This window comes from Paraflavitalea sp. CAU 1676 (genome assembly GCF_029223285.1).
GTDB lineage: Bacteria > Bacteroidota > Bacteroidia > Chitinophagales > Chitinophagaceae > Paraflavitalea.
On the sequence record NZ_JARHUJ010000008.1, the window covers coordinates 385,100 to 408,646 of the forward strand.

At 51.3% G+C, this 23,547-nt stretch carries 12 protein-coding genes; 2 read left to right on the forward strand and 10 right to left on the reverse strand.

What is annotated here, in order from left to right:
• Window positions 1-33: 33 nt before the first annotated feature.
• The 6 genes from P2H89_RS26385 to P2H89_RS26410 all read right to left on the reverse strand — a co-directional run bounded on the left by P2H89_RS26385 (window position 34) and on the right by P2H89_RS26410 (window position 10,071).
• Window positions 34-2,157 (reverse strand): right-handed parallel beta-helix repeat-containing protein, encoded by a 2,124-nt coding sequence (locus P2H89_RS26385; RefSeq protein WP_275832727.1) that lies wholly within the window; start codon window positions 2,155-2,157, stop codon window positions 34-36.
• A 19-nt stretch (window positions 2,158-2,176) separates the two neighbouring features.
• The gene (locus P2H89_RS26390; RefSeq protein WP_275832729.1) at window positions 2,177-3,508 is read right to left on the reverse strand and encodes a T9SS type A sorting domain-containing protein; all 1,332 of its coding nucleotides are present in this window, start codon (window positions 3,506-3,508) and stop codon (window positions 2,177-2,179) included.
• A 218-nt stretch (window positions 3,509-3,726) separates the two neighbouring features.
• Complete coding sequence (locus tag P2H89_RS26395; RefSeq protein WP_275832731.1) at window positions 3,727-5,064, reverse strand: TolC family protein; 1,338 nt, start codon at window positions 5,062-5,064, stop codon at window positions 3,727-3,729.
• 26 nt (window positions 5,065-5,090) lie between these two features.
• Window positions 5,091-5,756, reverse strand: coding sequence for an ABC transporter ATP-binding protein (locus P2H89_RS26400; RefSeq protein WP_275832733.1), 666 nt, complete (start codon window positions 5,754-5,756; stop codon window positions 5,091-5,093).
• A 53-nt stretch (window positions 5,757-5,809) separates the two neighbouring features.
• On the reverse strand, window positions 5,810-8,203 hold the full coding sequence (locus P2H89_RS26405; protein ID WP_275832735.1) for an ABC transporter permease: 2,394 nt from the start codon (window positions 8,201-8,203) through the stop codon (window positions 5,810-5,812).
• A gap of 443 nt (window positions 8,204-8,646) precedes the next feature.
• Window positions 8,647-10,071, reverse strand: coding sequence for a hypothetical protein (locus P2H89_RS26410; protein ID WP_275832737.1), 1,425 nt, complete (start codon window positions 10,069-10,071; stop codon window positions 8,647-8,649).
• Window positions 10,072-10,232: 161 nt separating this feature from the next.
• Here P2H89_RS26410 and P2H89_RS26415 point away from each other — a divergent pair, with 161 nt between their 5' ends.
• Together P2H89_RS26415 and P2H89_RS26420 are read left to right on the forward strand one after the other, a co-directional pair.
• Window positions 10,233-12,767, forward strand: a complete 2,535-nt coding sequence (locus P2H89_RS26415; protein WP_275832739.1) for a mechanosensitive ion channel domain-containing protein — start codon at window positions 10,233-10,235, stop codon at window positions 12,765-12,767.
• A 102-nt stretch (window positions 12,768-12,869) separates the two neighbouring features.
• A complete protein-coding gene (locus tag P2H89_RS26420; RefSeq protein ID WP_275832741.1) occupies window positions 12,870-13,649 on the forward strand; it encodes a YwqG family protein in 780 nt (259 codons plus the stop codon).
• A 78-nt stretch (window positions 13,650-13,727) separates the two neighbouring features.
• Here the strand turns inward: P2H89_RS26420 and P2H89_RS26425 are convergent, their stop codons facing one another.
• Genes P2H89_RS26425 through P2H89_RS26440 form a run of 4 tightly spaced genes read right to left on the reverse strand, consistent with a single transcriptional unit; the run spans window position 13,728 to window position 23,489 of the window.
• The gene (locus P2H89_RS26425; RefSeq protein ID WP_275832743.1) at window positions 13,728-16,124 is read right to left on the reverse strand and encodes an ABC transporter permease; all 2,397 of its coding nucleotides are present in this window, start codon (window positions 16,122-16,124) and stop codon (window positions 13,728-13,730) included.
• A gap of 22 nt (window positions 16,125-16,146) precedes the next feature.
• Complete coding sequence (locus P2H89_RS26430) at window positions 16,147-18,552, reverse strand: ABC transporter permease (protein ID WP_275832746.1); 2,406 nt, start codon at window positions 18,550-18,552, stop codon at window positions 16,147-16,149.
• A 32-nt stretch (window positions 18,553-18,584) separates the two neighbouring features.
• Window positions 18,585-21,029 carry an ABC transporter permease gene (locus P2H89_RS26435; RefSeq protein ID WP_275832749.1) on the reverse strand — a complete coding sequence of 815 codons (2,445 nt, stop codon included), beginning with the start codon at window positions 21,027-21,029 and terminating at the stop codon, window positions 18,585-18,587.
• 18 nt (window positions 21,030-21,047) lie between these two features.
• Entirely contained in the window at window positions 21,048-23,489 is a 2,442-nt protein-coding gene (locus tag P2H89_RS26440; protein ID WP_275832751.1) for an ABC transporter permease, read from the reverse strand.
• Window positions 23,490-23,547: the final 58 nt, after the last annotated feature.

Consider the following 23,547-nt stretch of genomic DNA (forward strand, 5'->3'; position numbering starts at 1 on the left):
GGCACTTCACAAAGGGGCGCCCTGTTTTGCTTTTTACGGCACAACCGTCGTGGCGGTGTCATTCACCCGCTGTATCTGCGTCATCGGTGTGCGGGTGTCGCCGGTAAAATTGTTGCTGATGATAGATGTTCCATAGGTGGTATTGATATAGATACCATAATGCGTTCCGGTTCTGTAAAACCCCGGCATAGCACTGGTGAAGGTGTTGTTCTTAATGGTGCAGTTGGCTGCATTGAAGAGCGAGATGCCGTGCTGTGCAAAGTTCTTTATCGTATTGTTGGTGATCCGGATATTGGCATGGTCGAGTGACCAGGCCGACATTTTATCTATAAAATAGTTATTGGGCCCGGCTGAATCGATCTCATTGAGACGCACATTGATGGAGCCCGCATCGGCGCCCAGGTTGTCGAATGCACAATCCCGGAGATCATTGTTCGTGATCCACACATCACGGCTATAAAGTCCATTGTACCACAATGCGGGTTCATTGTACAAGGCCACCCCTGCCGATGAGCAACTATAGAATTGATTGTTCTCCACCATGCCCTTGGCTGCCCGTATGATGGCGCCGCGCGCCCTTACGGTAAACCGGTTGTTGCTGATCATGAACCTTTCATTGCGCAGGGAGGCATTGTACAACTGTACGTTCTGCTGCAGGTCGGTAAGTCCCATATCAACCAGGCTGTCATAATCACTGGCGGGGATGGCAGGTGTGAACTGTACGCGGTAGCTGCCACTTTGTAAGTACACGGTATCCACCGTAAAATTGGTGCTCATCACCTTGCCTGTTTTAGGGGTGAAGATGCGAAAGATATGCCCCTTTTTCAGGTTCATGAATACATTGTTTGTGAGCAGCAAAGTGGTATTGCTGACCTTCGATTTTACAAAGATGCCTTTGTTGTACAGGGCGACGCCATCATCGGCATTACCGATAAATGTACTGTTCTCTACCCAGGGGCCGATGGCATTGGCGCGGCAATGTACCCCATCGGCATTGGCCGATACAAACCGGCTTGCATCTTTCAGGGTGGATTGGCAGTTGAGTATCTTCATATCGCTCCCATCGTACGAGTAGTAGCAGCCGATCGGACTGGTGTAATTGGTGATGCTGTCACAAACAAAGTCGACACAATTGCTGGTGCTCAGCAGCGGGCCTACATTGTCCCTGGCTACAATAGACAACACATCGCCTACTGCGAAATATTTGCCGGATGTAGTGCCCGTATGGTAAATATTGTATTCTGGCTGTCCTTTACAGGCCAGTGGTGTAATATCGGCCGGCACAATCCCAAATGTATTGTTGTCTATCTTCTTCAGGCTACCGGGATCGGCGGTATCGATCAGGTACGACCATGACCAGTGATCGGTAAAGGAGGCGTTGTCGTAAATGGCCGGGTAATAGGGCGACATTTTACCATTCACTTCTCTAAGACGCACATTCACGTTCAGCACGGTGCTGTCTGTTTTGTTCACGCTGATGACGTCCAGCAGGGAGTGGGGCAGGGGATCCCAGTCTACCGTCAATCGTCGCACTGTTACCCGGTTGGAGTTTTGTATGCGCATGAAGCCTACATGTGCATTGTTCTTTATCACGATCTGTGCGTTGTTGCCTTCTATGATGAGGTCATTGATGTTGGCGGTGTCGATGGCAAACAGTCCGGAGATATTTCCATCCAGTTCATAGGTTTCACCGGCTGTGAAAGCGAGGATGGCAGGCGTATTCGTAATGGCTTTGCGCATCGTGTCTTTAATGGCTTGCAGGGTGGCGTGCGCGGGTATGGTGTAGGTTCTGGGCGGGATGGCTACCACATACGTAAAGGTGTCGGACCAGTTGCTTACGTCGGCGCCTGCTTCGTCTTTTGCCTTTACCCGCCAGTATACATTGCCCGCCGGCAATTGGCTTACCGGTACAAAACGGGTGATGTTCAGGTTACTGCGCGTAGTGATGATATTGGTGAAGCTGGCATCGGTGGCCAGTTGTATTTCATAGCTGTAGCCATTGGTAAAGGCCTGCCAGGTAAAGGAGGGGTTGCGCACGTATCCGGTGTTGTTATGAGCGGGCGTGGACAATACGGGTTGACCTTGTGCATAGCTTTCACCGGGCAGGAAACATGCTGTGCAAACTATAATGATCAGGTGCAATATAGCTTTTTTCATGTGCAGGAGTTTTGAGGTATTAGTAGATGAACTTACGGGTGATGTAAACGCCGCGGTGGGAAGTGAAGCTGACGAAGTATAATCCACGGGCATTGGCCGGCATTTGGAGCGGGTAGCGATAAATACCTTTGTCAACCGATACTTTACGGCTATAGACAAGGCGGCCTTTCAGGTCATACACATTCACGATGCCTTGCAGTGGGGTGCCTGTGGTGAGCTCTGCCAGTACCGTAGGACCATTGTTATTGGAAAGTACCCGGAAGCCGGCGTCGCTGGTGTTGGTTTTGAGCACTGCCAATGGGGCTGCTGCCTGCGGCGCCATGGTTACATCCCTGAATACCCTGTTGCTGTCGGCCTGTACAATGATGGTAGGTTTAAGGCTGGCAAAGCTAGCATTGTACCCGGTGTTGTCGGTGTATTTGATGATCTCACCACCGGTGTCATTTCTGCGAAGGGCATAGAGTATTACATCACTGCCCGAGAGGGTGCCGGTGAGTCCGCGGTATTTATCACCTGTTGTGCCGATGGTGCCGTTGGCTGTCCAGGTGCCTGCTACCAGTGAATACTTTTTGAGCTGGTTATTATCGGCTATGTACAATACATTGACCGTATCGCTGCCGTTCTGCCGCGCCATAAAGAATTGGAGCGGACCGCCACCAGTGGCAGGATAACCGGGCAGGTTGGTCATCGTTTGTCCGGTAGTAGTGGGCAGGCCAGTGCCCACACGTGCCATACGCAGACTGGTGGCGGTGGAAGTGGCATACAGTTGCCCGTCATAGATGCCCAGGCACCGACCGGTGGTGGTGGTGATCAGGGTGTTGGAGGTACCGGTACTGCCTACTGTGGCATAGACAACACCACCATTTCCGCCGGCAGCCCATACGTTACTGCCATCGGTGATGGCCGAGCGGATGGAAACAGTACTGAACCGGTTGCTGAATGCGGTGCTGGTGTTTACATTGGCAGCGGCATCGATTATGCCCGCTACGCGGTTAACGGCAGTACTGGTAGTGCTGGTGATGGAAGTGGTGCCGGTGGCTGCATCGTAGCCGCCCAGCGCCAGGTACTGGCCGTCTTCGGACCGGCTGATAAACCCTTCGGTATAATCTGCTGTTGCCGGCGGCAGGGTGAGCCGGCGGTTGCTACCGCTGGCGGTTACCGGCATGGCGATGGTTCTGACCAGTTCTCCGCAGGGCGTATATTCATCCAGGTATACAGGCTGTGCAACGCCTGCTGTCATGGGGAGGGCGCCGGTACCAATTCGTACTACTACAATGTTACCGGTGCCGAATGATTGTGCGCTGGTGGGGACAGCACATAGGAATAGGAGACCGCATAAAAGTGTCCTCATATGGCTAGTGTTTGGTTTGTGCAATCGTTGTGTACACAATCTTTGCAATACCGTTCACTTGTCAAAAGAAAAGTCATCCATTTTTTGACTGGGAACATTCCCGGTGTCCGGGAATGTTCCCATGAGCTACCGCGTTTCCACCTGGTGTACTCAAATGGAGAGGCCGTCTCAAAAGAATGAGACGGCCTCTTTATCTTTCAGCACTTGTAAGGAATTGCTTAATACATCATCTTGCCCTGGTAGTAATCGAGGATCTTCGTACGTACTACATAATCGTAGCGGGCGATGATGAGGTTGAGGTTGGCGGCATCCAGCTTGTTCTTGGCTATCAGGTAGTCGACCGAGTTGGAGGCTCCTTCGTTGAACCGGATCTCAGCCGCGCGGAAGTTCTCCACATATGCTGCTACCTGATCCACCAGCGCCAGGTACCTGCTCTTCGTGGCTTCGAGGTTATTGTGGTCGCGCTCGATGGCTTGCTTGAGTTGTATCAGGTTGGTCTCTTTGGTGTACTCCATTTCCTTGAGATCGATCTTGCTGAACTCTACATTGTGCTTGTTGCGCAGGGCGTTGAGGATCGGGATGCGCAGGTTGAGTCCGAAGTACGTGAAATAGTTGTTGCTGAGCTGATCGTAGTAAGGCACTTTTACCCCTGTAGCGTCTGTGCCGGTGCTGGAAAAGCGGGTATCGATACCGCCGCCGAATGTCAGCAAGGGCCACAAGGCACCCTTGGCCGCCAGCACATCTTTTTGAGCACTCTTCACCAACAGGTCTACTGCTTTTACCAGGCCCATATGTTCCAGGGCCAACTGGTAGATGGTATCGGAGGTTGCCGAATAATCAACGGAAAACTGCTCGGCTGTAAGCCTTTCCAATTGAACCTCCTCGTTGTAGGGCAGGTTCATCAATTGGGCCAGCGTCAGGCGGGAGGTGTTCAGGTTGTTCTGTGCGTTGGTGACCGACATTTTATTATCGGCCAGGTTGCCTTTCATGTCAAACAGGTCGGAGGGTTTGATGGAGCCTGCCTGGTTGAGTATCTCGAGGCGGTCTACCTGTTTTTGGGTTACCTCCACCTGCTTTTTGGCCTGCGCCAGCAGGTCTACATTGGTGAGTATATCCAGGTAGGTCTGTATTACCGTGAGGGTAATGTTATCCTTTTGTTGTTGCAGACTGGCGCGGCTGGCGTCGTAGGCATAGCGCGCCGATTTTAGCGTGTTCATCAGGCGGAGGCCATTGAACAGGGTGACATCGGAACCAAGGCTGTAGGAGGCAGATGTATAGCTTTGGGTAACGTAGCTATTGGTGGTTGGATCAATACTACGACCGTTGTTGGCGTTGTGGCCAATATTGGCATTCAATGTAGGCAGCAAATTAGCTTTCCCCTGTTTCCAGTCTACATGCCGGCGGTCCATATTGAGCTCCCGCAGCTTTATATCGAAGTTCTTGGCAATAGCCGCATCTACACATTGCTTCAGTGTTATGGGCGTGTTCTGTGCCGTACTGTTCAGCGACAAATGTGCTACCGCATAACAGATCATCAAGGCTTTACCGGGTTTCATGGTTGAGTTTCTTTATTTATGTTGCTTTAATTGGTATCAATTCTTCCGTCGAGCAGGTTTATGATATGGGACCCATAACCTGCATTCTTTTCGGAGTGCGTAACCTGGATAATGGTAACGCCGTCTTTGTTCAATTGCTTAAACAGGTCCATAATGTCTTCACCTTGTTTGGAGTTGAGGTTGCCGGTAGGCTCATCGGCCAGCAGCAGTTGCGGCTTGGCGATCAATGCGCGTGCGATACCCACCAGTTGTTGCTGACCTCCGGAGAGCTGGGTAGGGAAGAGGTCCTTCTTGCCCACGATCTGGAAGCGGTCGAGGATATCGGCCACCATGGCTTTGCGTTCGGAGGATTTGATGTCCTGGTAAATAAGGGGCGTTTCGATATTCTCGTACACGGTCAGTTCATCGATCAGGTGATAGGCCTGGAACACGAACCCGATATGCCGTTTGTATAGCTGTGAGCGTTGTTTCTCCTTCATGCTGTGCACTGCTTCTCCGTTGAAGAAGTATTCTCCTTCGTTGGCGTCGTCGAGCATGCCGATGATGTGCAGCAGGGTAGACTTGCCCGATCCGGAAGGGCCCATAATGGATAGGAACTCTCCTGCTTCTACTTTCAGGTTAACATCTTTCAGCAGGAAAGTTGGTTTACCGCCTACATTGACCCATTTGGAGATGTGCTTAAGCTCTAACATGTGATCTATTGTTTTTTGTTTACTGGTTTAAGTAGTTTGACCGCGTTAAGATATTATTCTGTTCGCAAACTTTCTACCGGGTTGGCTGTGGCTACCCGGTAAATTTGTGTAATAATAGTCATAATAGCGATCAATAGCATGCCGGCAAAGCTGATCAATAAGAGATCAACCCCAAGCGTGACCCGGTTAGCAAATATGTTCAAAAAGAAGAATCCAAGTATATAACCGATGGGCAGGGCGATACAACCGGCGAGCAGCAACAGTTTCAGGAATCCTTTGCTCAGGAGCGCCATGATAACAGTCACGCTGGCGCCCATCACCTTCCGGATGCCAATTTCTTTGCGGCGTGTTTCGGTGGTATAGATCACCATGCCCAATAGGCCCAGGGCTGCGATGGTGATGGTGATGAGCGTCAGGAATCCGAGCATGCCCACCATACCGACAGTATTGTTGCGCCCGATCCAATCTTCCTGCAGCCAGCTGCCTTCGAACGGATACAGCGGAAATTGTTTTTTCCAAACACTTTCTACATTGACCAGGAAGGTGGCTGGTAAAGAAGTAGCGGTACTCACCACCAGGTAATGCCCGGCCTGCGGTTTACTGCGCAACATCAAAGGCATGTAGGGATTGGCAAGGCCACGGTGAAAGATATTCTTCATCACCCCGGCGATCTGTACCTGCACACTGTCATCGATCCAGATGGTTTTGCCGATGGCTTCCTGTGGTGTCTTTATTTGAAGTGGCTGTAAGGCGAGTTCGTTCACGATGACGGCGCTCTCTGCCTGGAGGCTGTCTGTTCTGTCGGTGTAGGGGTGGCCGGCCAGCAACGAAAGCTGCATCACGGGCAGGATGGCCGCATCGGCAAAATAGTAATCCATACTGATCGGCTCGGCGCCAGGCTGCGTTCTTACGCGGGTGTTGCCCGATGCATCCTTGCCAGGTATGGTGGAGATGGACGCTACTCCTGTAATTCCGTTCAATTGCTCCAGTTCATGTTTCAGGATGCCCTGACTGGCTGGTGTAACCGGGATGGTGATGATGTGGTCTTTACGGAATCCAGGATCAGCATTTGCCATATAGTCGAACTGCTTGTAGAAGGTAAGGGTAAAAACGATGGCAATGAGGGAGAGCGTAAACTGAACCACGATTAGCCCCTTGCGCATGTTATTGCCCAGGAAGAGTTTTACGGTAGACAGGTTCTTCAGCACTTCCACCGGCTTGAAGGATGACAGCGCCCAGGCAGGGAGGCCGCCTGCCAGCAGACCTGCAAATACGGCAAACAGGATAAACCATCCAGCCGTGGCTGCATCCAAAGAAAGCTCATCCGATTGGGTGAGCTCCCGGCTGAATGGTTGTCCTGTAATGAGGTGTAAGAGCACATAACCCAGCACCAGGGCAAGCATGGCCGTGAGCATGGATTCTATAATGAATTGTGCGAATATCTGTTTGCGCATGGCCCCCGATACTTTGCGAACGCCCACCTCTTTTCCTCTGCGCAGGGAGCGGGCTACCGACAGGTTCGTGTAGTTGAAACAGGCGGACAGCAATATCACGAAGGCCACCGTAATCTCGGCCCACACTTTACCGCGGGAGCCTGTATCGCCGAGGGAAAATCCCATTTCTTCACTCAGTATGATCTTATTGAAAGGTTGCACTTCGAAGCGGAAGCTTTCTTTGCCCACCAGTTTAGATTCCTTCATCAGGCTGGCCGAGATGGATTCCAGCGCTGTATTTAGTTGATCGTTGGTTGCCTGGGGCTTCAGGGCTACGTAAGTATACCCTTTGGTGAGGTCCCATTGCTGCAGGGCGGCAGAGAGTTTGCCGGCCTTCTCCAGTTGGGGCACGGTGCTCATAGAAAGATAAGCGTCCTGAAGGAGGTGCGATTTGCCAACAGGCTCCTTCATCACTCCCGTTACCACAAAATCGCCCAGGTTGGCTAGGTTGATGGTTTGTCCGATCGCGTGGCCGCCCTGACTGAAGAACTTTTCGGCGGTGCGGTGGCTCAATACAATGCTGTTGGGTGCGGTGAGTGCTGTACTGGGATTACCGGCCTCCAGGGTAAAGCCAAACAACGAGAAAAAGCTGTTGTCGACAAATGCCTGTCGCAGCCGCAGGTCTTTTACGCCGTTGGATCCATTTCCGTTGCAGGGGTAGATGCGGGTAATGGTTTCAACGAGGTCGTAGTTGCTGGTGAGTTTGTCGCCCAGGGGCAGGGGCGTGCTGGCCCAGATCAACGAATTGCCTTCGCGGCCGGTAACCTGGCTGATGATGCGCGCCATGTGGTTTGCCCGGGGATGGAAATTGTCATAGCTCAGCTGATCTTTTACATGAATGATCACCAACAGGCAAACGGCCATGGAAAGTGCCAGGCCGAAGATGTTGATGAAGGAAAACACCTTGTTGCGGGTGAGGTTTCTCCATGCTATTTTAAGATAATTGCTGATCACGTTTTTCGTTTGTTTTTGGGTGGGGCAGCTGTCTGCCTTTAATGACCACTTGTTTCTTTCTCTCTAAAAGGCTATCCAGGAGGCATTTTGTTGCATTAAAGGAAATCAATTTTCATGGCTATTCTTTCCCTTCGTTCATGGCTATGCTTTCCCTGCCTGCTGGATGCCTGCCGGTATTATGGCAAACACATGCCAGAACGTAGTAGGGTGATTTACAGGTTGCTATGAGCTTCTTGCGTTACGAAGTAGTTCGTTTCCGATACAAAAACTGTCCGGTTTCGATACAGTTAAGCGTACACCCTGCAGCGGGTTCAAAATGAGGGGCTTCTTCCCGGTATCCGCTACGGGCATTCGCTCCCGGGCATGCGCCGGAACAATTGTGTGTGGTGAATTGGCGTAGGCGGTGTGTGGTGAGGAAATAAGCGGCCAGAAGGGACAGGAGCTTACATTTTTTGGAAACTGAAACTATAGCCCAGCAGCAGACCGATGGTGCTGTAACGGGCTTTGGTGATGGTGGTGGCGCCCTGTAGGAAATTGTCTTCTTCCACCTGTTCCAGGTTACCGTTCTGCACGCGGGCTTTGTCGTTGCCGGCGCTTAGCAACAAGCCGGCGCTGATGCTGCTGCGGCCAAGCTGTATGGTGCAGCCTGCGGAGAGGTGATAGATATTCCAGGAGGTGATATCTGGTTTGATGCCGACGGCGGTATTGAGCTGCGGATCATAGAAGGACTGGTTGCTGCGGATACTCATGACGAGCGTGAGTTTTTGATTGAGGGGGTGTTCGTAGCCCACTACCATGTTAAAGACCGAGGTGGCGCCCGTTTTTACCCGCATGAAATTTTCGCTGCCGAGGGCGGGGTAGAGGTCTGCCGGCCTCACAAAGGCGGCCGGTTCTGCGCGTAGGATGTCGTACACTGCTTCCTTTCCAGCATAAAAGGCCGTTACCGTCAACATTTTCCGTCCGAGGTAAACATTTACGCCTGCACTGGCATTAAATGGCGCGTGGTATTTGCTCTTTAGCTTTTCCTGGCGGTCATTCGCCTGTATGTCCTGTCGCGTGCCCTTGAATTTGATCTGTGTAGCCGTGATATCGGCGGCTACGGTTCCATTGCCCATGATGCCCAGGGAGGGCGTCGTGAAAGCGATGCCTGCTTCTACCTTATCCCATTTGTACGAGGCGCCCAGGCGCGCGGCAACCCTTACATGGTAGTAGTTTGCGCTTTGCAGTACAGTAGCCGTTACCAACTGTCGGGTTGCATTGTTGAGGTAGAATCTCGATAGCGTGGATTGGAGGTAGTCGGCTGTGCGCAGGGTGAACAAGGGGGTGATCCCGATCGCAAACCGCTCACTCGCCCTGTAGCCGACGCCTATGGCGAGTGATATTTCTTTTAGGGTGCTGCTGACCGATTTCTGACCTATAAAATCTTCTTCGCCCGGGCTCTCCGTATCATCCACGATCTGTACTTTATCGTCTATCCGGGCGGTGGCTTTGCATTCAAAATTTACCGGCGCAAAGAATCCATAGCCGATCTTCCACCGGTTGTTTTTGCTTTTGAACATACCCGTTACCAACAGGGGGATGGTGGCGATGCGGTTACTTTTGAAATCGGCCCGCTGGCCGATCGCATTCTCTATCCGTATGTTCTCGAATTGGTAAAGGTTGGCATTGATGGATACTGATGCGGTATCTATGAAGGCGAGTAAGGACGGGTTGTAATAAAGCGCGGTATTGTCTTTGGTGCCGCCAACGACCGAGCCGCCCAACAGTGCTGCCCGGGTACCAAAGGCCTGGGTCCAGTAATGCGTATCCTGGCCGGCGCCGGCCAGGCTGTGGCCAACGATGAGTAGTAACGCGCTGATGCGTTTCATAACTGCCTTGTTTTTAGCGGCATCCCGTTTGCGTGCCGGTACTGTCAAGACACCTGCTAACGGCCTCAGCCTCCAATGTTGCCGTTTTTTCTTTCCCGGGACCCTCGGGTAGGCGGTAGCTGGTGGTGGATAGTGTCTTGTAATACAAGCAGGATAGATCCATGCAAAATACTTTTTTCATTCGTCGCATCGTGTGGCCTCTCGGGCTGGCTTTGCTGATTTGCCTTATTGATGCAGCGGCCCTTGCCCAGCAGCGGGATAGTGTTGGGCGGCAGGACAGTGTTGATGTGCGGGATTCTTTGATCGACACGGTAAAACCCGTGTTCCGCGATCCCATCAAGCGTATCAAAGAAAGGGGCCGCGAAAGCATCAGCGAGTTTAAGACCGATAAACTTGCCATCCGGCAGGACGATCTGCTGGAGCAGATCAAAAAGAATATCTACAATGCGAAAGCTTATCTCAAACGATCGATCGATACCGCGGATGTTATTGATGAAATGAATGCGATCCGCCGTTGGTACAATATGGCCGGGGAAGGGGTGTTTACCAATAAAGGTCCGGTGGAGACGCACCGCAACCTGGGTACCACTACGAAGATCTATGAAGAGCTGCTCCGCAAATCTATTGCCCGGAGAGAAGAGGTAGATAAGTCGCTGAAAAGTTTGATGCGCTACCGGAACATCATCGATTCGCTTACCAGTGATAGCGCCCTGTATGCCTTTAGCAACGACTCCGTGCAACTGGTGCAGTATATCGAAAAACTGAAGGCTACGGGACAGGAATTGCGGCCTGCCGACAGTATACTCGAGCAAACCGTGCCGCGGATTCGCTCCCTTCAGTTGCGCATCAATGATATGATCACTTCGCTGACCGCCGGCCTGGAAGAGATCGAGAATTACCGGGTGGCCGTTTCTTACAGGAGCTTCCGGCAGGAGGTGCCCAGGCTGTGGCAGAAGCCGGCACAACACCGATCCTTTAATGATATCTTTCAACGATCGGCGGCCAAGGATGTATTGAGCTGGAAGTTCTATGCGCAGAACAACAGCGGCAATATTACGATGCTGGTGATATTGATCCTGCTGTCTGCTTATTTTTTGAGGAACGTGAAAAGGCGGCTCATCAAATCCGGCGTGCTGCATACTGATTATGCGGGGCAACACGTATTGCGTGTTCCTTTGTTATCGGCCATCGTGATCGTGATCAGTTATTTCCAGTTTGTATTTCCGGACCCTCCCTTTGTGTTCAGCGCCATTCTGTGGATCATAGTGGCTATCTGTTTGTCGTTGATCTACCGGCGCGGTGTTTCGACATACTGGATGATCGCCTGGGTATTATTGGTGACCGGATTTTTGGCAGCCTGTTGTATCAACCTCATTCTGGAGCCATCCCAGCCCGAAAGGTGGATGATGATGATCTTATCTACTGGCGGCTGCGTTTACGCCGCCTACTTTATCTTCAATGGCCACCGCGACGAATTGAAGGAAAAGACTGTTGTCTTTTTCCTCGCTTTTATGGGGGTGCAGATGCTCGCGGCCACCATCGGCAATTTGTATGGTACCTATAATTTTGCGAAGACCAGCCTCGTTAGCGGCTTCTGCAGTACCATGATCGCCGTGCAGATGCTGTGGACCATACGACTCCTCAATGAAGGGTTGTTCCTGGCTTCTGAAGTGTATAAGGGCGCCGATAGAAAGTTGTTCTATGTGAACTTTGATCGCATCGGCAAAAGCGCGCCAACTGTGTTCTATATCTTCCTGCTCATCGGTTGGCTTATCCTGTTTGGCCGGAACTTCTACATATTTAAACTGGTCACCGATCCAATTCAGGAATTTTTCTTCCGGCAAAGGTCTGTTGGTGATTTCAGTTTCAGTATCTGGAGTGTGGTCTCTTTCTTCCTGATCCTTTCCTTATCGGTGATCGTTTCAAGGATCGTCTCCTTTTTTGCTTCCGGACAGGCTGCTTTGCAAAGCAAAACACATGATAACCGGGCTGGTATCGGCAGCTGGCTTCTGCTGGTACGCATTGTCATTATCGGTTTAGGCTTGCTGCTTGCCTTTGCTGCAGCCGGTATTCCGTTCGATAAGGTAACGCTGATCCTCGGCGCGTTGGGCGTGGGTATCGGTTTTGGCTTGCAGGCCCTCGTCAATAACCTGGTGAGCGGGTTGATCATTGCTTTTGAGAAGCCGGTAAATGTAGGCGACATTGTGGAGGTTGCGGGCAGGGGAGGTACCATCAAATCGATCGGTTTTCGTAGTAGCGTGCTGGCTGCGTATGACGGGGCCGTGGTGGTGATCCCCAATGGCGACCTACTCAACCAGCACGTGGTAAACTGGACGCAGGGCAGCACCTTACGCCGGGGAGATGTGGCCGTAGGTGTGGGTTATGGTACAGACCTCGGGAAAGCCACGGAAATACTGAACCAGGTACTGGCCACGCATGATAAGATACTGAAGTTCCCTGCACCGGCGGTTCTCAATACAGCTTTTAATAACAGCTCCATTGATTTTCAGATCTATTTCTGGCTGCCGCACTCCCGCGACCTGATGCAGGTAAAAAGTGATGTCATCAATGCTATACAAAAAGCCTTCCGGGAAGCTGGTATCGAGATTCCTTATCCGCACCAGGACCTGCGGGTACAGGTGATGAAGCAGCCGGAAAATGGAGAACGAAATGAAGACAAATTGGAGCAGGGTTAACGCCGGTTGGATAAGCCAGTTCGGCGATTGAAACGCCACAATGGATGCTGTCAAAATAAGAAACCGGATGGGAGCGTTCTTCTTCTTTACTGTTCCCGCACCATGAAAAAAATACATCCTCTCCACCCTGCTCTTAAACCTTATAAAAAGGAAATTGAAGCAACCCTGAAACCTGTTCTGCGCATCTCCGCATCACCCGCCCAAACAGGTATCCGGCAGAGTAAGTTTGGCGGAGTTCCGTATTGGCCGGCCGCTATGCCTTATCCTGTTCATTCGCGTACAGGTAAACCATTGTTTCATCTTGGGCAAATCAATTTCGGAGAAATCCCTGCCATGAACCCTTTTCCTTCCACAGGCATCCTACAATTCTTCCTCAATGATGTATCCATATTTGACGAAGAATTTTCAGTCATTTACCATAAACAAGTGATCAACGACGATGACGCCCTGTGGGAAGGCTTCGATGAACCCGTGTATTGGGAAAGGTGGGGAGGTGATTATGCCCTTCATTTTGAAGAAGATGTAGAACCCGTTACTGACGAAGACTTCAGATTTACCAGGTACTATGGCAAAGCTTTACAGGATCTGATCTGGTTTCCCTCAGAAAAGTATGGCTATGAAGTGCGGCAGCAATATATGGAACTGCATCGTGACCTGAACGGTCGTAAAAATAAAATAGGCGGGTATCATTACTCTCAAAATGGAATAGACCCGAGACCCATGTCTTACATTGGTGAAGAGGAATCGGAATTGTTGATCCAGTTTGATGGATGCGACGTTTTTTCCTGGGGAGATCTTGGTTCCGCGAATTTCTTCATTAAAAGAAGAGAGTTGGAGGAACTGAATTTTGCCGATGTAGTATATCATTGGGATTGTACCTGAAAAGACATGCCGGCAAGCCTGTTTTTTCAGGTACAATTCTTTTCTTGTAAGGCTTTGAAATACTGACCTTAATTAACTTTACTCACTCCGAAGATTCCTGATGGGATTGTTCAACGCTTTTATGATGGTTTGTATGGATACGATCAAGACGATCAGCGCGGCCATGATCGCGGCTACCATGGCGAAGCTGGTCCAACCCAATGTTATGCGGTACACAAAATTGCTGAGCCAATTGTCGAGTGCCCAGTAAGCCAGCGGACAGGCAACGCATATGGCCAGCAGGATCATCCAGGTAAACTCTTTGAGGAATATGCTGATGATCTGTAAGCCCGATGCGCCCAGCACTTTGCGTACGCCTACTTCCTTCATGCGCCTGGTGATGCTGAGGGTCACTACGCCCAATACACCCAACAGTACGATCACCAACGCCAGCAGGGTGGCTGTTTGTGCTGCCTGCTTCAATTGTATGTCTGACCGGTACATGAAGGCCAATGTATCGTCCATGAACTTATAATCGAACGGGGCACCCGGTAACACGGTAGCCCATTTGTGTTCCAGGCCGGCAATGGTCTTCGACATATTACCCGGCTTCACCTTGAAGGAGAGATACCGGTAGGTAGTTGTGTTCCTGATGTGCATCATGAACATCGGCGAGATGGCCACATGTTTGCTATCAAAGTGAAAATCCTTTACGACCCCGGCAATGGTCATCACGTTCGGCGATCCTTCGAATTTAACAGGCTGCCCTACGGCCATGCTGGCTTCTTTCCAACCCAGTTCCTTCGCTGCCGATTCATTGATCACCAGTTTGGTGGTATCACGGCCCAGGTATTCACCGGCTGCCATGGTGAGCCCATAGGTGGCCGCATATTGATCGTCGGTACTCATACCTCCAATGATAATACTATGCGTTGAGTCTTCGGACGCTTTGTAGAGTTTGCCGCCGCCGCCGTTCATACCATCCGGTACTTCGTACGATACGGTGGCGCTCGCTATGGCTGGCAGGGTGGTTAGCTCATTGCGCACCGTTTCCATTCGCTGCACGCCGTGGGTGGTCCAGTCGCGCGGTACTGCTGCCGTAATGATCTGTTCTTTATCGTATCCCAAACTGGCATTGAAGGAGTATTCTATTTGCCGGTCTACCACGATTGCACCCACGAATACGACGATGGCCGTGGTGAACTGTAGTGCTATGAGGCCCCTGCGCAGGAATACTTTCTCTTTCACGGTTTGCAGTTTCCCTTTGAGCGAGGCTACCGATGGTTGCATCGATAACACCAGGGCCGGGTAGCTGCCCGCGAGCAGGCCGATGATCAGCGCCATGCCGGGCGGTATGGCCAGATAGGCGATTGGCATGTTTAGGAGAGAAGGCAGTTCCCTGCCGAGCATCTTACCGCAATACGGATAAGCCGCCTGGTAAATGAGGAGGGCGAGCGATACTGCCAGCAGGGCCAGTACCACTGATTCAGTGAGGAATTGTATGATCAGTTGTCTCCGGCTGCCGCCCATTACTTTACGCAGTCCGATCTCCTTTAAGCGCGTACCAGAATTGCCTACCGTGATGTTGATGAAATTGATCACCGCCATCACGAGTATGAACAGGGCTACGATACTGAGGGTGTAGACCATGCGCCGCGCCAGTCCATTGTTAAGGTCGAGGTAATATTCACTGATGGGCGTAAGGTACACTTCGAGGTTGGCCTGGATTTCGGGCGAGGCATTCAGCTTCAGCAGTTGCCGTATAGGTTTCTCGATGTCTGACGGTTTAATACCTGCTTTGAGTTGCACATAGTTGATGATGTAAACGGTGTTCCAGGATTGGAACATGTCATAGCGGCCGAAGAAACGCAGGCTTTCTTCCGGCAGGAATATTTCGTTTTTGGTATTGGTGAAATTGGTAAACGTATTGAAAGGAAGGTCTTTCAACACCCCGGTAATGATGAAGTCCTGCTTGCCGCCGGCAAAGGATTGCAATGTGAGGGTTTCGTTCAATACATCGGTGCGTCCGAAATACTTGAGTGCCTTTGCCTCCGTGATCACCACCGAGTTGGGATTGTTTAATGCTGTGCGGGCATCACCGTGCGCCAGCGGAAAGCCGGTCATCCGGAGAAAGCTGGCATCCCCTGGCTGCAATCCCTCCCGGAAATATTTGTTGCCCTTGGATACGATGGAGGTAATGCCGTCGTGGCGGTAATAGTTTTCCACCAGGTCGGGAAAGTTCTCTTTGAGCGATTTACCCAGGGGAGCCAGTGTCGTGAGGTCCATCCCCATTTCGGGCTTTTTCCATTTGCTGCGTACCAGGTAGATCCGATCGTTGTCCGGGATACTGTGGTTCACCCGCCATTCGCCCCACACATACACGGCTATCAGGAACACGAACGATATGCCAGCGGCCAGGCCGAAGATGTTGATGAAGGAGAATGTTTTGTGTTTGACCAGGTTTCTCCAGGCAAGCAGGATGAAATTGCTCAACATAGTATTTGATTTACGAGGTGTACTATTCGCTTCTTAAACTTTTAACGGGGTTTGAGGAGGCGGCCCGCCAGCTGTGCAGGCCCACGATCAGCAACGTCACCGACAATACCACTCCGCCGGCCAGGGCAAAAATGCCGGGTGCAATATTGACCCGGTACGCAAAATCTTCCAGCCAGTGGCTCATGGCCCACCAGGCTATTGGTGTGGCGATCAGGGCGGCTATACATACCATTAGTAAGAACTCTTTCGATAATAGACCTATGATGCTGTGAACGCTTGCGCCCAGCACTTTCCGGATGCCGATCTCTTTCATGCGGCGCTCGGCCGTGAAGGCGGCGAGGCCCAGTAAACCCAGGCAGGATATGACAATGGCAATACCGGCGAATACGCCCATCAGCGTCGACATTTTGCGTTCTGCACGGTACAACTTTTCGAACGACTCGTCGAGGAAGGTATATTCAAATGGTTCGCGGGGAACTACCCCTTTATAGATCTTCTCAATTGCTGCGATGGTAGTGCCGGCATTTTTGGCCGTCAGTTTCACATTGAAGTGCAGCATGCTTTGATCGCCATTGTGGTAGATCATGGGCGATATGGCTTCGTGCAGGCTGCGGAAGTGGAAATCTTTTACTATTCCCACGATCTGTCCGGAATCGTTGTTGAACCGGAACCACTGGCCAACATACGGTTTCGTGATTTTGAGTTCCCGGATGGCCGTTTCATTGAGGATAAAACCCGTATTGGCGTCGTTGGCATCGTTGGGATGAAACCATCTTCCTTCTGTTAGTTTGAGGCCAAACATGCCGGGGAAATCGGTGTCGGCTGTTAGCTTCACCACGGAAGGTTCAAAATCTTTGGGTCTGCCTGCCCAATCGGCGTTACCGGCTGAAGAGCTACGTATATCGATCAATGATTCGTTGCTGGCCGCTACCTGCTCTACACCTGCTACCGATTGCAGGTCCTGTTTGAAGGCTTGTTGTATACCTGCTGCTTTTTCTTTGGGTATTCCTTTAAATGCGCGCCAGGGTACATTGAAGGTGAGCACCTGCGAGCGCTCGCCACCCTTCGTTTGATCGTTGATATAGTTCAGTTGTTTGTAGATGATGAGGGTAGCTGCTATCAGCATTACCGATACAGTAAACTGCGTAGTGACCAGTACTTTCCTTAACGTTACATCCTTCAGCTTCAGCAGGCTATTGCCGCGGAATAGATTCAATGGCTTGAAGGACGATAATAATATAGCAGGGTAGATGCCCGTGAGGATCGTAACTGTCAGCAGGGTGCCGGTGATCAGCAACCAGAACTTGCCTTCGTAGATCGGCAGCCTGAACTGCTGATCGGTGAAGCGGTTGAAGAAGGGCAGGCTGAGCTGTACCAGGCAAATGGTGATGAATAAGGCCAGTAGTCCGGTGAGCAGTGATTCGGCCATGAATTGGGCAAACAAGGAAGCCCTGGGGGCTCCCACGATCTTGCGTACGCTAACTTCTTTGGAACGCAGGCTGGCCCGGGCAGTCGTCAGGTTCACATAGTTGATGCAGGCCACTACCAGGATCAGGATGGCCAATATGGCGAAGATGTATACAGACTGGCGGTTGCCGACGGCGAAGTCGGGGTTTTGAACGGTGCTATCGAAATGCAGCTGGAGCAGGGGCATCAGTGAGGTGGTCACCTTATTGTCCTTCCTGTTCTGATCGAGCAGTTTGTTGAGCTTTTGCGTGATGGTGCCCGGTTTGGTACCGGGCTGCAATCGAATAAAGCTGATGTAGTTGAAGTTGCCCCATTGCAGATCGTATTTCTTTTCGCTGGGGTTGCTTTGCCAGGCTTCGATGGGGATGTACATATCGAACTGGAAGCTGGAGTTGGCCGGTGCATCTTTCATAATGCCCGCTACCTGGTAGGTGACGGTATCGATCTTTACCAGCTGACCTACCGCATGGGTGGTGCCGAAATATTTTTTAGCGGCCGATTCGGAAAACAGCATGCTAAAGGGATTCTGGAAAAAGGCCGCAGCTGTACCTTCCGTGAATTCCATATGGAACACATCAAACCAGCCCTTCGATATATACACGCCTTTCTTTTCCTTGAAGTACTGTCCGTTGATGTTGATAGGAGGCCCATAGGCGGTTATAGACTTCATCAACGCCATGGCCTCTATTTCCGGTATATCCTGTTTGGCCTTATCGCACAGCGCATAGGGTGTGTTTTCCCATATCCAGGTTTCTTCGGGGGTGATGGGAATATGGTTGGTGATGCGGTACACCCGATCGCCGTTGTTGTGGTAATTGTCATAACTCATTTCATTCTGTACCCACAGCATGATCAGCACGGCGGCCGTCATACCAATTGACAATCCTGCGAGGTGTATGGCGCTTTCGGTTTTGTGTTTCCACAGTTTACGCCAGGCTGTTTTGAGGTGATTCTTGAACAAGTTGCTGCTGTTTATAGATTAATACTACTGTTTTATTCACTGCGCAGGCTCTTCACCGGGCTTGTGATCACGGCTTTGGCGGCCTGCAATATGATGGTGGTGAGTGCGATGAACAGGGCCAATATGCCAGCCACCACAAATACCCACCAGGCGATGCCTATGCGATAAGCGAAATCCTGCAGCCACTGATGCATGATGTACCAGCCTACGGGGATGGCCACCAGCAGCGATACCAGGATCAGTTTCATGAAATCTTTCGACAGCAATACCAGGATGCTTTGTGCCGATGCGCCCAGTACTTTCCGGATACCGATCTCTTTGGTGCGCTGTATCACGTTGTACGCTGAGAGGCCCAGCAGGCCAAAGCAGGCGATCAGGATGGCGAGGAAGGCGAAGATGCCAAAGACCTTACCAAACAGGATATCGGCTTTGTATTGCGCCCCAAAGGTTTCGTCGAGGAAGGTATAGTTGAACGGATCGCCGGGGAAATACCGGTTCCATTCCTGTTGTATGGCGGCGACCGTTGCCTGCACATTGCCCGTATTTATTTTAATGGAATAGTAGCTGCGAATATCCGGCATATAACGTACCAGCATGGGCTCAATGGCTTTTTGCAAACCCTGGTGGTGATAGTTGGCCAGCACGCCGACCACGGTATTCGTATCACGGCCGCTGTTGATCCGCTGGCCAAGGGCTGCTGCTGCATTGGGGAATCCGAGGGTGGTCACTGCCTTTTCGTTCAGCAATACATTACGGTTTTCTGTACCATAAGTAGGGGAGAAGTTTCTGCCAGCTATGATCTTCATACCGAACATCGGTACAAAATCGGCATCCACACCCAGGTTGTACAGGGTGTTGGCCGCCTGACCTTCTTTACTTACCTGCTTGTGGGAGTTCGTCCAGTATATTTCCTGTCCCATCACGTTGGAGGAGTTCGCCAGCTGCTTTACCCCCGTTTGTTGTAATACAGCTGTTTTAAATGGCTGGAAGGCATTCCGGTAAACAGAGTCAGTTTGTGCCATGGCGCCTTCCACCACTAAAGTCTGATCGATATTGGCGCCCAGCTGTTGGTTGCGCATATAGCTCACCTGCTGGTACACGATGATGGTGCCGGCGATGAGTACTACTGAAGTGGCAAATTGCACCACGATCAGTCCCTTGCGTAGCAGAACGCCGCTGGTGGAGTTCCGGAACACGCCCTTGAGTACTTTGATAGGCTGGAAACCCGAGAGTACAAAGGCGGGATACAAACCCGAGAGAAAGGTGCCTGTTACAAACACCAGCAGGAACAATTGCCAGTAGTGGGGAGATAAGGTTAAATCGTTATCCGGCTGACCGGTAAAGCGCCCGAAGGGATGTATCAGCAGGAAGAACAATCCCAGCGATAAGATCAGTGCTGCCAGGTTCAGTAATAAACTTTCCATCAGGAACTGGCGGATGAGGTCAGTGCGCAGGGCACCGAGTACTTTTCTAACACCCACTTCTTTCGCGCGCTCTACCGAGCGTGCGGTGGCGAGGTTAATATAGTTGATCCAGGCGATGCCGATGATGAATATCGCTACAAGGAATAGAAATCCTACGGCCTGCCCGTTGCCATTCACTTCCGCTTCCTGGTTGAGTTGGGAGTACAGGTGAACATTTTTCAATGGCATCATGCCCAGGATAGTCTTCTGGTTATTCTTTTTGGCGTATTCCGAACTGTTCATGTATTTGTCGGCGAAAGCAGGCAATTTAGCCGCCAGCTTCTCGCGATCGGTGCCAGGCTTTAATTGTACATAAGCATAGAAGTCGTACCAGCCCCAGGCATTCTCCAACGGATTGCTGCTATCGCCCCAGGTGGTAAGGATGATTTTCTTCAGCGCATCATAAGGTGCGATGTATTTTATATCGAGGTGCGAATTGGCCGGGTAGTCTTTGAATACGCCGGTGATCTCATAGGGGAGCGATAGTCCGTTGTATTTTACCGTGAGGGTTTTGCCTAAGGCATCAGTAGTGCCGAAATACTTATTGGCCATCGTTTGCGACACCACCAGTTTGTCGGGACCGGTAAGGGCGGTTGCTGCATTACCCTGCGTGAGGGGGATGTTGAACAACCTGAGCACGGAAGCATCGGCAAAGTAGCCCTTTGTCTCGTTGAACTTTTGGCGGTTACTTTCGTTGGTGATGAGCGCATTGGCATCCATCAGCCGGCAGAAGTCGGCCACTTCGGGAAAGTCCTTCTTCATAGTAGGCGCAATGGCCGGGAAAACCGTCGCCGATTTCCATTGCAGGTCGCCCTGCTGGTACTTTTCGATGTGCAGGCGCACAATGTCATCGGCGTTCTTATGGAAGGTGTCGTAACTCTTTTCGTACGACACGTAGTGAAAGATGAGCAGGCAACAGGTCATGCCGATGACCAGGCCGGTTAAGTTCAGGAACGTATGTCCTTTCTTTTTAAGGAGGTTACGGAGGGCAATCCTGAGATAAGTGGCGATCATATAAATTTTTTTATGTTGTTATTCACTGCGCAGGCTCTTCACCGGGTTCGACAGGGCCGCTCTGATGGCCTGGAAGCTCACGGTAAACAGGGCGATGCCGAGGGCTGCCACGCCGGCCAGCAAAAATACCCACCATTGCAGGTTGATGCGGTAGGCAAAATCCTGTAACCACTGGTACATGGCCCAGGCCGCCAGCGGAAACGCGATCACGGCGGCTACCAGCACCAGCTTCAAAAAGTCTTTCGATAACATCGCAATGATGCTGCCAACGCTGGCGCCCAGCACCTTCCTGATGCCGATCTCCTTGATCCTTTGTTCTGCCGCATAGGTGGCCAGGCCAAACAATCCCATGCAGGCAATGAGGATGGTCATGCAGGCTACCGACAGGAAGATGACTTCCCGCTTGTGGTCTTCCTGGTAAAACAGGTCCCATTGATTGTCCAGGAAATTGTATTCAAACAAGTGCGATGCATCGATGGAGTGCAGGATGCTTTCCATCTGCTTCAAGGTTTCCGGAATGTTGGCTGTATTGATCCTGGCAGTGAAATAATCGATGTTGTGGATGGGCATGCGTGGATGGCCGATGATCATCGGGGCGATCTTTTCGCGCAGCGAACGGAAGTTGAAATCATTCACAATGCCGATAACCCGTACTTTAAAGGGGGTGGCAAATGTGTTCAGTCCGTCGCCGAAGATGGCGGCGGGTATCTCGATCAGCTGCTCAGAAGCGGCTGTGATGTTAAGGGCTTTGGCGGCGGTAGCATTGATGAGTACGGAAGGCGAATCGCTGATGTCGTTACCGGGTAAAAAGTTGCGGCCGCTCTTCAATTGTACTTCAAAGGTGCTGAGGAAATGATCGTCGGCCGCAATGTAGAACATATCCTGGGTAGCAGCTCCCTGCGATGCATTGCTTTTGATCCTGACCTGTGGAATATTCTTCCATTCACCCGGTACCCGGGATGTAACCGTAACATCTTTCACGGCGGCCAGTTTGGCATATTCGCTCTTGATGGTGGCGGCTCCCCGGCGAACGGCGCCGCTGTTGATATCCACCACCAGTAATTGATCTTTGTTGAAGCCCATGTCTTTGGAGTCGACGAACTTCAATTGCTGGAATACGATCACGGTGGCGATCATCATAATGATCGATATGGAGAACTGAAATACGACGAGTGCACGCCGGAAGGAGAGATGACCTTGACTCAGCTTCAGTTTGTTCTTCAGTAGTTGTAGTGGCCGCAGGCCCGATTGGAAGAGGGCGGGATATACGCCGGCCATCAGCGCTGCCAATACGGTGGCTGAAAACACGCCCAGCCAGATGCGGTAATCGGTGTGCAGGTTGAGGCTAAGTTCTTTGCCGGTGAAGGCGTTGAAGCGTGGAAGGATCATTTGTACGGCAGCGAGCGCTATGGCCAGTGCAATGGCCGTAACGAGAAATGCTTCTGCCAGGAACTGGACCACGAGGCTGCCGCGCAGTGCACCGGATACTTTACGCACAGCAATTTCTTTTGAGCGGCTGGCGAAGCGGGCCGTGGTGAGGTTCATGTAATTGATACAGGCGATGAACAATACGAACAGCGCCACCATGCCAAATACATAGAGGTGCATGATGCCGCTTTTGGACCTTTCATCATTTTGTCCGTCGGGGCGGAAATGTATTTCCTTCAATGGTTGCAATCCGAATTGGCTCACTCGCTTATTCTCTGTGTCGGGACGCCGGGCAGCCATCTGCTTGTTCAGCTTGGTAGCCGCTATGGTTGATTGGTTGTTATCTTTTAGTTGTACGTAGGTCGTAAAGTTCGTGGAGGTCCAGTCGGCCGCAGCAAACTGCCGGAACCGGGCATTCGTAAACTGGGTGGCTTCCGAGAAAAGGAGGTTGAATTGCAGGTGCGAGTTGGATGGTACGCTCAATACGGCAGTAACGCGGTAGGGCAGACTGTCGTCTTCTACTTTAATGGCCCTGTTCAGCACGTCTGTGCGGCCAAATAATTTGATCGCCATCTTATCGGTGATGGCTACGGTGAAGGGCTCTTTCAAAGCATCCTTGTTTCCCTGCAGCAGGGTGAAATCGAAGAGGTGGAGAAAAGCCGCATCGGCTGTCGTGTAATCGTTGTAAAAAACATTGTTGTTCTCCTCGGGCTGTACATTCACCCGCCCGTAGGTGGTAATCCGTGAACTGGCTTCCACTTCGGGCAACTCCTTCAGCACGATGGCAGAGGTATTGAAGGCTACGCTTACTGCGGTCCTTTCCTTGCCGGTTGGTGTGGTATAAGATTCCGTAACCCGGTACAGCGAGCCTGCCTTGCTGTGGAAGGCATCGAAGGTCAGTTCGTCGGCCAGGAATAGCGCAATCAGGAGGAAGCAGGTGAGGCCCGCCGCCAATCCAAATATATTGATGGTGGAAAAGGCTCTTTGCTTTAACAGATTGCGCCAGGCAATCTTAAGATAGTTTCTAAACACGGGTGGTATGTTAGTTGGTTAATCTTTATTTGACCTGCAGTTTCCTGAAGCATCACCA

Bases quoted from the DNA above. Each gene is read 5' to 3' on its own strand.
- P2H89_RS26420 (WP_275832741.1), top strand. From the start codon at position 12,870: ATGAAAAAAATACATCCTCTCCACCCTGCTCTTAAACCTTATAAAAAG.
- P2H89_RS26415 (WP_275832739.1), top strand. From the start codon at position 10,233: ATGCAAAATACTTTTTTCATTCGTCGCATCGTGTGGCCTCTCGGGCTG.
- P2H89_RS26395 (WP_275832731.1), bottom strand. From the start codon at position 5,064: ATGAAACCCGGTAAAGCCTTGATGATCTGTTATGCGGTAGCACATTTG.
- P2H89_RS26425 (WP_275832743.1), bottom strand. From the start codon at position 16,124: ATGTTGAGCAATTTCATCCTGCTTGCCTGGAGAAACCTGGTCAAACAC.
- P2H89_RS26400 (WP_275832733.1), bottom strand. From the start codon at position 5,756: ATGTTAGAGCTTAAGCACATCTCCAAATGGGTCAATGTAGGCGGTAAA.
- P2H89_RS26410 (WP_275832737.1), bottom strand. From the start codon at position 10,071: ATGAAACGCATCAGCGCGTTACTACTCATCGTTGGCCACAGCCTGGCC.
- P2H89_RS26385 (WP_275832727.1), bottom strand. From the start codon at position 2,157: ATGAAAAAAGCTATATTGCACCTGATCATTATAGTTTGCACAGCATGT.
- P2H89_RS26390 (WP_275832729.1), bottom strand. From the start codon at position 3,508: ATGAGGACACTTTTATGCGGTCTCCTATTCCTATGTGCTGTCCCCACC.
- P2H89_RS26435 (WP_275832749.1), bottom strand. From the start codon at position 21,029: ATGATCGCCACTTATCTCAGGATTGCCCTCCGTAACCTCCTTAAAAAG.